Raw genomic sequence first — 15624 nt, 5'->3', positions numbered from 1 at the left:
TTATTTCTCCTGCTTCTTCAGGCCGGCGACGCTGAGCAGGGTCAGTGTGGGGATGGTGATCAGCAAGGGAATGAAGTAGGGGTAGAGTTCGGCCAGGCCCAGCGCCTTGGAGAACACGCCACGGCTGATGATCAGGAAATGGCTGGTCGGGTAGAGGTTGCCGATCAAGGCGCTGGCGCCTTCCAAGGCCGATACCGGGTGGATCAGACCGGAGAATTGCGTAGCCGGCACCACGGTGGCGATGGCGGTGCCGAAGATCGCGGCGATCTGGCTATTGAGCACCGAGGAGATCAGCAGGCCGAGGCTGGTGGCGCAGGTCACGTAGAGCAGTGCGCCGAGTGTCAGGGTCAGCATGCTGCCCTTGACCGGCACATCGAAGAAGCAGACCGAGAAGGCCACCAGCATGAAGAAGTTGGCCATGCCCAGGGCGATATAGGGCAACTGCTTGCCGATCAGGAACTCCAGGCGGGTCACCGGCGTGACGTAGAAGTTGGTGATCGAGCCCAGCTCCTTTTCCCGCACCACGCCCAGGGCGGTGAGCATCGCCGGAATCATCATCAACAGGATCGGGATCACCGCCGGCACCATGGCTTGCAGGCTTTGCACATCGGGGTTGTAGCGGTAGCGCAGGGCGATGTCGAACTGGCTGCGGGCCGCATTCCCGGGAGCCGTCGCGGCAAGCTGCTGCAGGTAGCCCTGGTGGATGCCCTGTACGTAGCCCTTGACCGTATTGGCGCGGGTCGGCATGGCGCCGTCGACCCAGAATCCCAGCTGTGGTACGTCACCGCGCTTGAGCTCGCGACCGAAGCCTGGCGGAATCTCCACGGCCAGGCTGATATCGCCCTGGCGCATGCGCCGTTCGAGTTCGTCGTAGTCGCGCAGTGGCGGTTTTTCCTGGAAATAGCGCGAGCCGGTAAGGGTCTCGGCATAGGCGGCGCTGGTGGTGGTCTGGTCGCGATCGAGTACCGCGTAGCTCAGATCCTCGACATCCAGGTTGATGCCGTAGCCCATGATGAACATCAGCAGAACCGTACCGATCAAGGCCAGGGTGGCGCGAACAGGATCGCGGCGCAGTTCCATGGCTTCGCGCTGGGCGTAGCTGTACAGGCGCCGAGGGCTGAAACATGATTTTGCCGCGCTGGCATGGACGAATTCCGCCTCCTCTGGTGCCTGCTGCGGGGCGTCCGCCGGTGTGTCGTCAGCGGCATCGCGCAGGTAGGCGATGAAGGTTTCTTCCAAGGTGGACAGGCCGCGCTTGGCCATCAGCGCCTGCGGCGTGTCACTGTCCAACACGCGGCCGGCGTGCATCATCGACATGCGGTCGCAGCGCAGCGCCTCGTTCATGAAATGGGTGGAAATGAAGATGGTCACGCCATCCTTGCGCGACAGGTCGATCAACAGCTCCCAGAAGCCGTCGCGGGCTACCGGGTCGACGCCGGAAGTCGGCTCGTCGAGGATCAGGATCTCCGGCTGGTGAATCACCGCCACCGCCAGCGACAGGCGCTGGCGCACCCCCAGGGGCAGATCCTCCGGCAACTGCTCGGCGACTCCCTGAAGATCGAACCTGTCGAGCATTTCCTGAATGCGCGCGGGACGCCGTTGCGGCGGGATTTCGAACAGCCGGGCATGCAGGTCGAGGTTCTGCAGCACACTCAACTCGCTGTACAGCGAGAACGCCTGGGACATGTAGCCGACCCGGCGGCGGGTGTCGATGTTCCTTGGGTCGACCGGTTTGCCGAACAGGAAGGCTTCGCCTTCGCTGGCCGGCTGCAGCCCGGTGAGCATCTTCATGGTGGTCGACTTGCCGCAGCCGTTGGAGCCGAGGAAGCCGAAGATTTCCCCGCGCTCGATGCGGAAATCTACATGATCGACGGCGACGAAATCACCAAAGCGGCAGGTCAGGCCGTGCGCCTCGATGGCCACCGCATTCTCGCCGCTGGCCGCCGGGCGCGGTGGAATCACTAGGGTATGGTGGCCGCTGCGCTTGGCTTCGGGCAACAGGGCGATGAAGGCTTCTTCCAGATTGTCGGTGCCGGTGCGTTCGAGCAGTTCGCCAGGGGTTCCGATATCCAGCACCTTGCCGTCGTCCATGGCCACCAGCCAGTCGAAACGCTGGGCTTCGTCCATGTAGGCGGTGGCGACCAGCACGCTCATGCCGGGGCGGCGCTTGCGAATGCGCTCGATCAATTCCCAGAACTGGTTGCGCGCCAGCGGGTCGACGCCGGTGGTGGGTTCGTCGAGGATCAACAGATCCGGATCGTGGATCAGCGCACAGCACAAGCCGAGCTTCTGTTTCATGCCGCCGGACAGCTTGCCCGCCGGGCGTTCGACAAACGGCGCCAGGCCGGTGCTTTGCGTCAGGTCGGCAATCCGCGCCCTGCGCTCCTGCTCATCCTGGCCGAACAGGCGGCCGAAGAAGTCGAGGTTCTCGAACACGGTCAGGGTCGGGTAGAGATTCTTGCCCAGGCCCTGGGGCATGTAGGCGATGCGCGGGCAGACGTCGCGGCGGTGGCCGGCATCGGCCATGTCGCCGTCGAGCACCCGTATCGTGCCGTCCTGCATCCTACGCGCCCCGGCGATCAGGGCCAGCAGGCTGGACTTGCCCACGCCATCTGGGCCGATCAGGCCGACCATGCGGTTGGCGGGGATGTCGAGGGTGACCGCGTCCACCGCGCAGGTTTTGTTGTAGCGCAGGCTGACCTCGATCAGTTGCACCACGCTGGGGTCGTTCGCTGTCATGGTGTGATTCGCACGTGCAGGCTTTCGGGCCACTCGGCGGCGGCGTCAAGTTTCAGGTAGGCCATGCCGGGAACCCCGGTCTTGACCTGTTCGAGGTGTTTTTGCAGCAGTTCTGGATCGATTCGGGCCTTGACCCGGAACATCAGTTTTTCCCGTTCGTTGGCGGTTTCCACTGTCTTGGGGGTGAACTGTGCGACGCTGGCGACGAAGGTCACCTTGGCTGGAATTACATATTGCGGTGCGGCATCCAGGATCAGTCGCACGTCCGCGCCCAGGGCGACTCGACCAGCCTGTTGCGCCGGCAGGAAGACGTTCATGTACACGTCGTTGAGGTCGACCAGATTGAGTACCTTGCCGCCGGCACCCAAGACTTCACCTGGCTGGCTGACGCGATACTGCACACGGCCACTTCGGGGCGCCTTTAGCCGGCTGTCCTCGATATCCGCTTGCAGCCGCTCGACGCTGGCCTGGGCTGCCTCCACGCTGGATTCGGCCTCGATCACCTGCGATTGCGCAGCATCTATGGCGGCCTGGCTCGACAGAACCTGGGAACGGGCGGCGCTGAGTGCGGCCTGGCTGCTTTGCAGGGCGGCCAGGTCATCGTCGAGTTTCTGCTGGGGCAAGGCATTGCGTCTGACCAGGGTCTCGGTACGGGCGTAGCGCTTCTGCGCCGCAGTCAGCTCGGCCTGACGCTGGTGCACAACGGCTTCGGCGGTGGCTTTCTCGCTGATGCGCAGGGAAACTTGGGAATGGGCCGTGCGGGTGGCGTTCTGCGCCTGGCGAACCTGGGCCTGGGCCTGGCTCAACTGGGCGGTGAGCACCTGGATGTCCATTTGCGCGAGTACTTGTCCGGCGGCGACGAAATCGCCTTCGTCGACGTCGATCTGCAGCAGACGGCCAGCTAGTTTCGTGGCGACGTCCACTTCGGTTGCCTCGATCCGGCCATTGGCGCTGGCGAAACCGGAACCCAGGCCGCTCGGGCGCAGTTCCAGCCAGACCAGTGCGGCCACGGCGGCCAGGGCGACGGCGGAGGCCGTGTGGATCAGGGTTTTCTTCTGTTGTGGCTTCATCGAGGGTTTTCCTAAACTTCGGGCGGTCATTGCTTCACGTAGCGCCCAGGCGCTTGTTCTAGGGGAGGGTATTCGGCATTGCCCATCCGCGTGATGGCGGGCCGGAGCTCGCCGGCATGCCCGGCCAGCCAGGCGAACCAATCGACCCACCAACTACCTGCGTGTTGTTGAGCGCTTTGTAGCCAGTCGTCAGCAATCGGCGTGATGTGCTCGTTTACCCAGTAATGGCGTTTGTTGCTTGCTGGTGGGTTAATCACTCCGGCGATGTGGCCAGAAGATCCGAGGACGAAGCGTTTCGATCCCCCAAGAAGAGCCGTGCTGGCATAGGCACTGCGCCATGGGACTATGTGGTCATCGTGGGTTCCGAGGAGGTAGGCTGGCGCCTCTATGGAGCGCAGATCCAGCTTGACCCCGCACAGCTCCAGCTCGCCCGACTTGAGGTCGTTCTGCAGGTAGGTGTGGCGCAGATACCAGCAGTACATGGGGCCAGGTAGGTTGGTACTGTCGTTGTTCCAGAACAGCAGATCTAGGGCGCGTGGTTTCTGTCCCTTGAGGTACTTGTCGACGTTGTAGTTCCACCACAGCTCGTTGGGCCGCAGCAGGGAGAAGGTGTTGCCCATATCCTCTCCGCGGAACAGGCCACATTTACCACCATGGCCACCGATGGTGCGCTCGCGGTAGGCCACCAGTTGCTCATCGACAAAGACACTGATCGGCCCGGTATCAAGGTAGTCGAGGAAGGTGGCGAACAGGCTCAGACTGGCAATGTCGTGGTCGCCCCTCGCAGCCAGCACTGCCAACGCGCAGCTCAGCAGGGTGCCGCCGATGCAGAAGCCCAGGCAGTTCAGATGACGCTCGCCACTGATGACCCGGGTAGTGCGTAGGGCGCTGATCACTCCGTCCTGGATGATCTGCTCCCAGGTGATGTCAGCCTGTTTCTGGGTGAAGTTGCGCCAGGACATCAGGAATACCGGGTGACCCTGTTCCAGCAGATGGCGAACCAGAGAATTTTCCGGGCTGAGGTCGAGGATGTAGTACTTGTTGATGGCCGGCGGGACGATAAATATTGGCCTCTGGTACTGTGTATCGGTGAGCGGCAGGTATTGGATCAACTGGAACAGCGGAGTTTCCAGCACCACCTCACCGGGAGTGACGGCGAGATTCACGCCAACTTCGAAGTCGCCTCGGTCGCATTGACGCAACTTGCCTTCTTGTAGGTCTCCGGCCAGATGCAATAGACCACTGAGCAGGCTGGCCCCCTGGGTTTCCACCAGGCATTTCAGGGCATCGGGATTGCTCAGCAGGAAGTTGCTCGGGGCGCTTGCGGCGATTGCCTGCTCGATCAGGTAGCGCAGACGCTGACGTGGCTTCTCTTCTTTGATGGTGAGCAGCTCCAGCAATTTCAGCAGAAATCCGGAATTCAGCAGGTAGAAGGCGGCCATGGAACCGAACAACGGTTCACTCCAGTTGCCACTAGCGAAACGCCGGTCGTCGAAGTCGAACGGTTGACGGGCCAGCAGTTGCTGGCCAAGCGCTGTCCATTGTTGCTGGTAGTCAACCTGCAATTGTTCCAACGCTTCGGGGGAGACATTGAACCACTGGCTTTGGTCATGCCCGTTGAACCAAGAGTTTTGCGCTACGTACAGGCGCAGTTGCTGTAGGGCGAAGCTGGTGATGAAAGGCGCCTGTCCTGACCAGTAGTGAGCGAAAGAATGTGAATTGTTCATGTTCATGGTTTGTCCAAGAAAATGAAAAAAGGCCGCGCCCGGCAAAGGGCACGGTGCGATCATTTCGGGGAATACCCTCACCGCCATCCAGGCGGTGAGGGTGCAGGGGAGCTCGCCCGATAGATCCGCGAAATTGTTAGTCAGCGTTCAATGGCCAGCGCCACGCCCTGGCCGCCGCCGATGCACAGCGTCGCCAGGCCTTTCTTGGCATCGCGGCGGATCATCTCGTGCAGCAGGCTGACCAGCACGCGGCAGCCGGAGGCGCCGATCGGGTGGCCAAGGGCGATGGCGCCGCCGTTGACGTTGACCTTGGCGGCATCCCAGCCCAGCTCCTGACCAACGGCCAGTGCCTGGACGGCGAAGGCTTCGTTGGCTTCGATCAGGTCTAGCTCGTTCAGGCTCCAGCCGGCTTTGTCCAGGCAGTGGCGGCTGGCCGAGACCGGGGCGATACCCATGATCGCCGGATCGACGCCTGCGTTGGCATAGGCGCTGATTTTCGCCAGCACCGACAGGCCCAGCGCTTTGGCCTTGGCTGCGCTCATCAGCAGCACGGCGGCGGCGCCATCGTTGAGGCTGGAGGCATTGCCGGCGGTAACGCTGCCGTCCTTCTTGAACGCCGGCTTGAGTTTGGCCAGCGACTCGGCGGTGGTGCCGGCACGCGGCTGCTCGTCACGGGCGAAGGCGATTGGATCGCCCTTGCGCTGCGGGATCAGCACCGGGGTTATCTCGGCGTCGAAACGACCAGCTTCGATGGCGGCCACGGCCTTCTGCTGCGAGGCGGCGGCAAAGGCGTCCTGGGCTTCACGGCTGATGCCGTACTTGTCCACCAGGTTCTCGGCGGTGATGCCCATGTGGTAATCGTTGAAGGCATCCCACAGGCCATCGACGATCATGCTGTCGAGCATCTGCGCATGGCCCATGCGCAGGCCGGTGCGGGCTTTGGGCAGCACGTAGGGCGACAGGCTCATGTTCTCCATGCCGCCGGCAATGATCACCTCGGCATCGCCGCAACGGATAGCCTGGGCAGCCAGGTGCAGGGCCTTGAGGCCCGAGCCGCAGACCTTGTTCAGGGTCATCGCAGGAACGACGTGGGGCAGGCCGGCGCGAATCACAGCCTGGCGTGCGGGGTTCTGTCCGGACGCGGCAGTGAGCACCTGGCCGAGGATCACTTCATCGACCTGGGCAGCATCGAGGCCGGTCTGCTCGAGCAGGCGCCGGATGACGATGGCGCCGAGTTCCGGTGCCGGAATCTCGGCCAGGCTGCCTTGGAAGCTACCGATGGCGGTGCGGGTTGCAGCGACGATAACGACGTCGATCATCTGGAATGCCTCATGTTATGACTAGTCGATTGCGCATCACTGCATATTCATGCCGCCGTTCACCGAGAAGTCGGCGCCGGTGGCATAGGCGGATTGATCAGAGGCTAGCCAGGCTACGATCGAGGCAATTTCCTCAGGCTGGCCGAGGCGACCGACGGGGATTCCGGCAATCATGCCTTCAAGGATGTCTGGGCGAATTGCCGCAGTCATATCTGTCTTGATATAGCCAGGGGAAACCGTATTGACGGTCACGCCCTTGCCACTCACTTCTCGGGCCAAAGCCATGCTGAAACCATGGATACCGGCTTTGGCTGCAGAGTAGTTGGTCTGGCCGAACTGACCCCGCTGTCCATTGATCGAGGATATGTTGATGACACGCCCCCAGCCCTTGGTCAGCATGCTCTCGATGACCTGACGGGTTGTGTTGAACAGGCCGGTGAGGTTGGTATCGATCACTGCTTTCCAGTTTTCGGGAGGCATCTTGCGTAGCGTACCGTCTCGGGTGATCCCCGCATTGTTGACCAGTACATCAATCGGGCCGACATTTTCGCGCACCATCTCAAAAGCCTGGCGGGTGCTGTCCCAGTCGGTGATGTCGCAGTCGATGCAGTGGAAGTGGAAGCCAGCCTCTAATTGCTTCGCCATCCAAGAGGCTTTGCGGCTTGAGTAGGGGCCGCAACTCACCACTACGGTGAAACCATCCTGGTGCAGGCGCTGGCTGATCGCTGTGCCGATGCCGCCCATGCCGCCGGTGACCAGTGCTATACGTGTCGAATTACTCGAAGTAGCCACTGACCATGCCTCCTTAATCGAAGCCTTGATATTTTGGTCAAGCTTCCGGTGCTTCACGGGCAGGAACAATGTTTCTGGGTGACGCTGGGTTGTCCTTGCGCGCCAATTCTGTCGCGTTTTGACAGTGGTTCGGCCTGGTCTTGATCTGGATCAGGAAGAATGCCTTGCGGGCCTCTAATATGCGTATTTCACGGCGATCAATCGTTTGCCTTTCGGCTGGGAACGGGCGCAGAGGGATGCTATGTACAGGATCAGTTCCAGTTACGTCGGGATGCTGGTGGCTATGCTGCAGGCGGAGGGACTGGATGCGGTGCGTTTGTGTCGTGAGGCAGGAATCGATATGTGTTTGCTGGCACAGGAGGATGCGTTCTTCACGCGCGCTAGCGCCTATCGACTGATGGCGCTGGCCGAGTTGGATTCGGACAATCCGAATCTCGGCCTCAAGGCTGCCGTGCATTTCAAACCTGGCAGTTTCCAGTTGGTGGGCTACGTGATGATGTCCAGTGCCAACCTGAAACAGGCTCTGGAGCATTTTGTGCGTTTTCACTTGCTACTTGGCAATGGTGTCACTCTCGCACTGTCTCCTGAGCAAGGCGGGCGTCTGCGTTTGACATGTTTGGAGCATCCTGAAGAGGGCTGTCCCAGAAATCGAGCGTTTGAGGATGCCGGTGCCGCAGCCCTGTTGGGTTTTTGCCGTTGGCTGATGGGGGGAGGGCTGCCGCAACCGCTGCAATTCGATTTTGTCCATGACGAGCCGGGTAATCTCCCTGAATATCAGCAGTTATTCGGGTGTTCGTTACGTTTCGGTGCCCAGCACACTAGTGTCCTGTTCGACCAGCAAGAATTGTTGCGCCCGTTGAGCACGGCCAATGAGGCGCTTGCGTTGTTACATAAGCGCTTCGCCGAGTTTCGTCTGGGGCAGTTGGGTGGTGTCTCCTTGGGGGGGCGCGTGCGTGGCCTGATAATCGAGCGCCTGGGTCAGGAAGGATGCGACATGGAGTCGATCGGACTGGCTCTTTGCATGAGCAAGCGTACCCTGCAGCGAGGCCTGGAAAAGGAAGGGCTGAAGTTCAAGGACATTCTCGGTGATGTTCGCCGGCAGTCGGCCGATTATTACCTGTGCCGCAGCTCATACAGTCTGACCCAGGTGGCCGAGTACCTGGGGTTCCACGATCAGAGCAGTTTCCACAAGGCCTGCCTGCGCTGGTTCGGGAGGTCTCCGGGTCGATACCGGCTGGACGAAGGCGAGCAGAGTACGCCCCATGAGGATGTCTCAGATGCCGCTCATCAGGCTGATGATCAGTGCATTGACGATATCGATGAAGAAGCCGCAGACCAGCGGAACGATAATGAACGCCTGGTGCGCGGCTCCGTAGCGCTGAGTAACTGCCGTCATGTTGACGATGGCCGTTGCAGTTGAACCCAGGGCGATGCCGCCGAAGCCGGCGGCTATCACGCTGGCTTCGTAGTTGCGGCCCATACAACGGAAAACCAGCAATACGGTATAGAGGATCGTCAATGTTATCTGCAATGTCAGGGCTGTGACGACGAAGACCAGAACACCGCCTAACTGCCACAACTGCAGTCCCATCAGCGCCATGACTAGAAACATACCCAGGCAGATATCGGATATCAGCGCCAACCCTTGGCCGGCTCCGCTCCAGTGCTTGATGCGTTGACCGCCGATGGCTGCTTGCAACAGGTTACGAATGACGATCCCGGCCAACAGGCAACTGACAAACGAGGGGAGGGTGATTCCGCTGTTGAGCAGCAGCAAGTTGAAGCCGTGGCCCAACATCAGCGTCATGTTCAACCACATCCAGGCCCACAGGATGTCGTAATGGCTGATGGGGGCGGAGATGTCTGCCGAGGTTGCTGGTACTCCAACTTCCAGGTCTGAATCGCGAGAGGGGGTTAAGGCGTGGCGGCGTATCAGGTAGTTAGCGATCGGCCCGCCGATACAGCACGCTGCGATCAACCCCACTGTGTTACTGGCAATACCTAGCTCCATGGCATTTTCGATGCCCAATTGCTCGGTGAACAGCGGTGCCCAGGCCAGGGTGGTACCGACGCCGCCGGTGAGCGAGATCGAGCCGAGCATCAGGCCGGCTCTGGGATCCAGGCCGAAACCGCTGGCCACGCCCATACTCAGCAGGTTCTGCAAGACGATGAACACGCTGGCGAGTACCAGCAGAATTAGCAGCGGGCGGCCACCCTTGACCAGGTTGCGGATATCCGACTTCAACCCGATGCCTGCGAAGAAGTAGAGCAGCAGTACATCGCGTACCTCCAGGTCGAAGACCACTTCGATATCCAGTATGTAGAACAGAACGGCGGTAACAGCGGCACAAAGGAAGCCACCGAGCACTGGTTCTGGAATGCTGTAGCGGCCTAGTGGTTCGTAACGCTGTGCGAGCCTCTTGCCCGCGAACAGCAGCATGATCGCCAGAGTAAAACTGACCAGCCCCTCAACGAGAAAGGTATTGTCCTGCATGAAGAGTCCTTGCGGTTAGCCGAGGATGTTCAGGCCGCCATCGACGAAGTGGACGCCGCCAGTTTGGCCCTGACTGGCATTACTGACCAGCCATGCGCACAGACCGCCGACTTCTTCCAAGCTGACTAGGCGGCGCAGGGGCGCGCGATGGGTAGAGGTTTGCAGCAGGTGATCAAAGTCTTTCAGCCCGGATGCTGCTCGAGTCGGCATGGGGCCGGGGGAAATGGCATGCACGCGGATGTTGTGTGGCCCCAGCTCGGTGGCCAGGTAGCGCACACTTGATTCCAGGGCGGCTTTGACTGGGCCCATCAGTGCGTATCCTTCGATCGTTTCCTGGGCTCCCAAGTAACTCATGGTTACCAGACTGCCGCCCTGGGGCATCAACGGCTCGGCCAGGTGCGCCATGCGGATGAAGGAGTGGCAGGAAATGTCCATGGCCTGCTGAAAGCCGCTGCTGGAACTGTCCAGCAGGCGGCCGCGGATTTCCTCTTTGGGTGCGCTGGCCAGGCAGTGTACGACGAAGTCCAGTGATCCCCATTGCTCTGTAATGTGCTCGAATAGAGCCTCTAGCTCGCCGGGCCGGGTGACGTCCAGCGGCATCCGCACGCTGGCTTGCACCTGTTGCGCCAGGGGCTCGACATGCGCCCTGGCTTTCTCATTCAGCCAGGTGATGGCCAGTTCCGCGCCCATTTCATGTAGCGCTTGGGCACAGCCCCAGGCGATCGAATGGGTGTTTGCGATGCCTACCACCAGGCCGCGCTTGCCAGCCAGGGACAGACTTTCTTTGATGCTCATGGGTGTTGCTCCTGATACAGGTGCCAGCTATGGCGCGCGATGATGCTCTCTTCGTCGGTGGGGATGACCCATACTGATCGGGTGCTGGATGTACCGGATATAAGCTCGGCGTTGCGTCGGTTCGCCGTGTCGTCTAGCTGCAGCCCGAAGAGCGGCGCGAGATGCTGTAGTACCTGGGCACGCAGCTCAGCATCCTTCTCGCCGATACCGGCCGTGAATACCAGTGCGTCCAGTCCGCCCAGGCATGTGGCAAGCCGACCGACTTCCTGGGCGATACGGTAGGCGTAGTAGTCGATGGCCAGGGCCGCGCGCGGCTCGTTGCTGGCGCGTAGCTTGCGCATGTCGCTGCTGACCCCGGATATGCCGAGCAGGCCGGATTGTCTGTACAGCAGTTTTTCCAGCTCATCAACAGATATGCCTTGCCCCAGCAGGTACAGCAATACGCCTGGATCCACGGCGCCGCAGCGGCTTCCCATGGGTAAGCCGTCGAGAGCACTAAAACCTGTTGTCATTTCGATGCTGCGGCCAGCTTCGATAGCGCAAAGGCTGGAACCATTGCCTAGGTGAGCGATGACCAGCTTGCCAGTAGCGAGCTCCGGTGTTTTGTCGATTAGGCGCTGGCTGACGTATTCGAAGGACAGGCCATGAAAGCCGTAACGGCGTACGCCCTGTTCGTATAGCGCGTAGGGCAAGCCGAAGAGTTGACTGATTTCATTGCGTCCAGCATGGAAAGCCGTGTCGAAGCAGGCGATCTGGGGCAGTTGAGGGTCGTGCTCGAGCGCGGCATGGATTGCCGCGAGGTTGTGCGGTTGATGCAGTGGTGCCAGAGGCTCCAGCGTCTTCAGACGTGCCAGTGTAGTGTGATCCACGCGCACCGGTGCGCTGAAATCCATGCCCCCGTGCACCACACGATGGCCGATCAGCACCGGTGGGCGATCCTGTAGGCCTTCTTCAAGGACACGATAGATCTGCTGGAAGGCCGCCTGCATATTGGCAATCTGTTCCGGCTCGAAACTCGTGTCCTGCATTATCGTTCCGTCGGCCATGACGACCTGTAGACGTGGCGCCACGCCAATCCCGTCCAGCTTTCCGCGCGCCAGCAAGCGAGGTTGATCTTCGCCCCGGCGACCGGAGAATAGGCCGGTCTTAATGCTCGAAGAGCCTGCGTTGACGGTGACGATGAGTTCGTCCTGAACAGGGCTCATACAGGTATCCCCAGGCGAGCGCGCCGTGCTTCGGCAAGTAGCACGGCCAGCCCACAACTGGCGATGCGCGCTCTTGGACTGTCAGCGCGGCTGGTGAAAACAATAGGTACTCGGGCGCCAAGGACGATGCCAGCAGCTTCGGCTCCGGCTAGATAGATCAGCTGCTTGGCGAGGATGTTGCCCGCTTCCATGTCCGGTACCAGCAGGATGTCCGGGTCGCCGGCGACTTCTGAGTGGATACCCTTGACCCGCGCGGCTTCGGCGTTGATCGCATTGTCGAAGGCCAGTGGCCCGTCGAGCAGCGCGCCGTCGATCTGTCCGCGCCGGGACATGACCACCAGTGCGGCGGCCTCCAGGGTTGAAGGCAGCTTGGCGGTGACGGTTTCCACCGCCGACAGCAGCGCAACCTTGGGCTGTTCGATGCCGAGAGCGTGCAGCATCTGGATCACATTGCGGCAGATGTCGGCCTTGTCTTCCAGGCCGGGGAAGATGTTGACCGCCGCGTCGGTGACGAACAGCGGCTTGTGGTAGCTGGGCACGCTCATGGCGAACACATGGCTGAGGCGCCGTTCCGTGCGCAGACCGTTTTCGCGGTCGGCCACGGCATGCAGCAGTTCATCGCTGTGCAGGCTGCCTTTCATCAGCAACTCGCCACGGCCTTGGCGGATCAGGGCGACACCACGCTCGGCGGCGGCGTGGCTGTGTGGCACGTCCTCCACGGTCAGCCCGTCGATATCCAGACCGGCTTCGCTGGCGGTTGCCGCAATCTTCTGGCGCGGGCCAACCAGAATCGGTGTGATCAGCCCGGCCTGGGTGGCCTCCAGCGCCCCGCGTAGCGCGTTCGCCTCGCAAGGATGCACGACGATGGTGGGCAGCGGGCCAATCTCGGCGCAGCGGTTCAGCAGCGCCTGGTAGTGATCCAAGCTCATTCGGCGTTGCCTCCCTTGTCCGGGCTCGCGAGGCCAGGTGCGGGCGCGGAGCGGGTTGCCTTGATGCGTGCTGGTTTTTCCGGCGCGGCCACTGGGCTCCTGCTCCGGGTCGCTGCCGGGGGCGGGCTGGCATCAGTCTGTGCCTGCGCCTTGGCAGGCCGGGCGGCATTTTTCTTCCTTGGTCGCGTGGCGGCCTTGGACGTAGGGGCGTCCGCCTCGGGGAGGCGCAGGCTTGCCTGGATTTGCTCTGGCGGGCTGTCCACCGTGATGAGTGGCACGGATGGTTGGGCGAAATCCGGCAATGGGTGTTCGAGCAGATCATGCAACCGACGCCAAAGATCACCCACGGCACCCTCGGCGTACAGCAACTCAGGCACGAGGTGCGTGGCGGCTGTCAGGACGACTTCACGCTGGCTGGCCTTGGCTAGCAAAAGGGGCAAGGTGTTCAGGCTTTCCTCGGGGTGGGCGAAGACCAGTAGATCCTGCAGGCGGACGCTGTCACGTACGGCGAGAGGGTCGATGCCGAGCTGTTGCGAGAGCGTGCGAGCGCGCTGGGCGAGCTCTTCGATGCGTTCTTTGCCGAACCTGCCGCTGGCACGTGCGAGCAGGCAGAAAATGCGAATGAGCGCTTCCCGCTCCCCACCCTGGAGAAGCGAGTCGTGCAGATGCTCGATCAGAGCCTTGTCCCGTTGTTCTATGTGGCTCTGTTGCGAGCGCGGTGCTTGCCCTCCGGTCAGGGTGCTCAGCCCGCCGTAGAAGCTGTGGAAGAGCAACTCCTGGGATGCATCGCGGATGTCGCGATAACCATCGAGCTGGGCCTCGATGACGCTGGAGAATACCTCTTGCCAGGCAAGCAGGGGGTTGTTGGGGGATGCCGGGCGGCGATTGGTGCGGGTCAGGGCCGCGCTTCCCGCCAGCCACCAGAGGGCTGGATTGAGGCTGCTCCAGACGATCTGCTGCTGGTGAAATGGGTGGCTCTTGCGCAGGGATTCGGCGAGTGGTTCGTTGATCGCCCTGCGCATCCAGGGCCGCACGAACCAGTCGTAAAGCGTGCTGTTGAGTCCGGAGACGCGGTCGACCAGGGCGAATTCACGCTCGTCGCTTCGGCCATCTTCATCGTGGGCGAGAATATCGGCGATACGCCGGGACTCGAAATGTACCTGATACGCCTGGTCACCACTGGGGGATGCCGGTAGATCGTCGATCATCAACTCGTACAGGCCAGGCGACAGCAGGGCGATGGCATCGATGGCGCCGAGCAGCTGCCGGTGTTCGCGCCGGGCGACCTTGCCGGAGACGAAGATGCCCAGGTGGCCGATGCTGGCATGCTGCAGGTAGACGATGGTGCGTCCGGCGCTGCGCAGTGCCAGGTCGCTGGGGTAGACGTCGGCTATCCAGTTCAGTGCCTGCTGCGGCGGAGTGATGTTGTCGCCGTACGAGCAGAACACCACCACGGGCGCCTCGATGCGTTTCAGATCGATGCCGCTCGTGCGACCGGAACCGCCGGCCAGGCGGTTGCCGATGAACAGGTCGTCGACGATCACCTCGATCTCCTCGCTGTTGAGCAGGGTCGGGCTGCCCCACCAGCGTTCGAAATCGAGAAAGCGCGGGGTTTCGGCGTCGACGTCGCGGAACAGGTTGTAGTACTTGCTCCAGTAGGTGTTGGCCGGGTTCAGGCTCTCGAAGTTGCTGACCAGCCAGGTGCCGTCGAAGCGGCCGTTGCCCAGGTCGCTGCCCAGGCGGGTCATCCAGGCGCCGCCGAGCAGGCCGCCGGCATAGCGCATCGGGTTGCGCCCGTTGACGCCGGCCCAGTAGGACAGCGGCGCACCGTTGACGATCACCAGGCCCGGCAGTTCCGGACGTGCCGCCGCCAGGCCCATCAGCGCCCAGCCGGCCTGGCAGTTGCCGATCACCACCGGCTTGCCGGCCTCGGGATGGCGCGCGCTGACCGTTTCGATATAGCGGGCTTCGGCCTCGGCGATGTCGAGCAGGGTCTGGCCGGGCGCGGGGGCATGGCTGAAGGCGATGAAATAGGTCGGATGCCCGGCGCGCAGGCTTTCGCCAATTTCGGAGTCTTGCTTGAAGCCGCCGATGCCGGCGCCATGACCGCCGCGCGGATCGATGACGATGACCGGCTGACGCGTGGCATCGCTTGGCTGGTCAGCCGTTGGAAGGATGCGCAGCAGGGAATAGTTGACCGGATGAGGCAGGTCGTGGCCGTCGATCAGCACCTCGTAGGGAAACTTGAGCAGCAGGGGATAGCCGGCGCGCTCGTGGGCCAGGGTATTGTCGCCACGCTGGCGCAGTGCATCCCAGAACAGCAGGCCGCGTTGCCCGCAGTCGACCAGGTATTCCCAGCAGTCTCCCGGGCTGGGGGCACGCAGGCGACCTTCGTTGAGGGGCGCGAGCAGGGCCGCATGGCGTTGGCCGAAGGCATCGAGCATAAGCTTGCCGTGCAACTGCTGCAGACGGCTGAGGTGTTCGAACAGATTATGGAATGAGGAAAAGCTGTCTTCTCGCTTCGCAAAAAAACTTTCCTGGCTCATGAGCATTT

The 15624-nt window shown here is 61.9% G+C and carries 10 protein-coding genes and 1 pseudogene; 1 reads left to right on the top strand and 10 read right to left on the bottom strand.

Annotated elements, in window-relative coordinates:
- From rbbA to phbB, 5 genes are all read right to left on the bottom strand, one after another.
- A complete protein-coding gene (rbbA, locus tag EGJ86_RS16225; protein WP_106733390.1) occupies window positions 1-2739 on the bottom strand; it encodes a ribosome-associated ATPase/putative transporter RbbA in 2739 nt (912 codons plus the stop codon).
- Window positions 2736-3809 (bottom strand): HlyD family secretion protein, encoded by a 1074-nt coding sequence (locus EGJ86_RS16220; protein WP_003464255.1) that lies wholly within the window; start codon window positions 3807-3809, stop codon window positions 2736-2738. Before EGJ86_RS16220 ends, rbbA begins: the two co-directional genes overlap by 4 nt.
- Window positions 3810-3835: 26 nt before the next feature.
- Window positions 3836-5536 (bottom strand): class I poly(R)-hydroxyalkanoic acid synthase, encoded by a 1701-nt coding sequence (gene phaC, locus EGJ86_RS16215; protein ID WP_011911904.1) that lies wholly within the window; start codon window positions 5534-5536, stop codon window positions 3836-3838.
- Between the two features lie 140 nt (window positions 5537-5676).
- The gene (locus tag EGJ86_RS16210) at window positions 5677-6855 is read right to left on the bottom strand and encodes an acetyl-CoA C-acetyltransferase (protein WP_003464250.1); all 1179 of its coding nucleotides are present in this window, start codon (window positions 6853-6855) and stop codon (window positions 5677-5679) included.
- A 36-nt stretch (window positions 6856-6891) separates the two neighbouring features.
- Window positions 6892-7647 (bottom strand): acetoacetyl-CoA reductase, encoded by a 756-nt coding sequence (phbB, locus tag EGJ86_RS16205; RefSeq protein WP_011911905.1) that lies wholly within the window; start codon window positions 7645-7647, stop codon window positions 6892-6894.
- A 241-nt stretch (window positions 7648-7888) separates the two neighbouring features.
- Between phbB and EGJ86_RS16200 the strand changes: the two are divergent.
- A pseudogene (locus EGJ86_RS16200) lies at window positions 7889-8869 on the top strand (AraC family transcriptional regulator); the annotation flags it as partial.
- A 51-nt stretch (window positions 8870-8920) separates the two neighbouring features.
- Here EGJ86_RS16200 and gltS read toward each other — a convergent pair.
- The 5 genes from gltS to EGJ86_RS16175 are packed head-to-tail and all read right to left on the bottom strand — an operon-like array spanning window position 8921 to window position 15616.
- Window positions 8921-10141 carry a sodium/glutamate symporter gene (gene gltS, locus EGJ86_RS16195; protein WP_010563430.1) on the bottom strand — a complete coding sequence of 407 codons (1221 nt, stop codon included), beginning with the start codon at window positions 10139-10141 and terminating at the stop codon, window positions 8921-8923.
- Window positions 10142-10156: 15 nt separating this feature from the next.
- On the bottom strand, window positions 10157-10936 hold the full coding sequence (fabI, locus tag EGJ86_RS16190; protein WP_010563431.1) for an enoyl-ACP reductase FabI: 780 nt from the start codon (window positions 10934-10936) through the stop codon (window positions 10157-10159).
- The gene (locus tag EGJ86_RS16185) at window positions 10933-12141 is read right to left on the bottom strand and encodes an acetate/propionate family kinase (protein WP_003464233.1); all 1209 of its coding nucleotides are present in this window, start codon (window positions 12139-12141) and stop codon (window positions 10933-10935) included. The genes fabI and EGJ86_RS16185 overlap by 4 nt, the downstream gene beginning before the upstream one ends.
- Window positions 12138-13070, bottom strand: a complete 933-nt coding sequence (locus tag EGJ86_RS16180) for a phosphate acetyltransferase (protein ID WP_003464230.1) — start codon at window positions 13068-13070, stop codon at window positions 12138-12140. Before EGJ86_RS16180 ends, EGJ86_RS16185 begins: the two co-directional genes overlap by 4 nt.
- Entirely contained in the window at window positions 13067-15616 is a 2550-nt protein-coding gene (locus EGJ86_RS16175) for a DUF3141 domain-containing protein (protein WP_003464227.1), read from the bottom strand. The genes EGJ86_RS16180 and EGJ86_RS16175 overlap by 4 nt, the downstream gene beginning before the upstream one ends.
- Between the last annotated feature and the right edge of the window lie 8 nt (window positions 15617-15624).

This window comes from Pseudomonas sp. o96-267, assembly GCF_003935465.1.
Lineage (GTDB): Bacteria > Pseudomonadota > Gammaproteobacteria > Pseudomonadales > Pseudomonadaceae > Aquipseudomonas > Aquipseudomonas sediminis.
Note: the sequence above shows the minus strand (reverse complement) of the source record. Positions and strands in the feature narration are given on the sequence as shown.

Coding starts and splice junctions, on each gene's coding strand:
- rbbA (WP_106733390.1), bottom strand. CDS start 2,739: ATGACAGCGAACGACCCCAGCGTGGTGCAACTGATCGAGGTCAGCCTG.
- EGJ86_RS16220 (WP_003464255.1), bottom strand. CDS start 3,809: ATGAAGCCACAACAGAAGAAAACCCTGATCCACACGGCCTCCGCCGTC.
- phaC (WP_011911904.1), bottom strand. CDS start 5,536: ATGAACAATTCACATTCTTTCGCTCACTACTGGTCAGGACAGGCGCCT.
- EGJ86_RS16210 (WP_003464250.1), bottom strand. CDS start 6,855: ATGATCGACGTCGTTATCGTCGCTGCAACCCGCACCGCCATCGGTAGC.
- gltS (WP_010563430.1), bottom strand. CDS start 10,141: ATGCAGGACAATACCTTTCTCGTTGAGGGGCTGGTCAGTTTTACTCTG.
- fabI (WP_010563431.1), bottom strand. CDS start 10,936: ATGAGCATCAAAGAAAGTCTGTCCCTGGCTGGCAAGCGCGGCCTGGTG.
- EGJ86_RS16185 (WP_003464233.1), bottom strand. CDS start 12,141: ATGAGCCCTGTTCAGGACGAACTCATCGTCACCGTCAACGCAGGCTCT.
- EGJ86_RS16180 (WP_003464230.1), bottom strand. CDS start 13,070: ATGAGCTTGGATCACTACCAGGCGCTGCTGAACCGCTGCGCCGAGATT.
- EGJ86_RS16175 (WP_003464227.1), bottom strand. CDS start 15,616: ATGAGCCAGGAAAGTTTTTTTGCGAAGCGAGAAGACAGCTTTTCCTCA.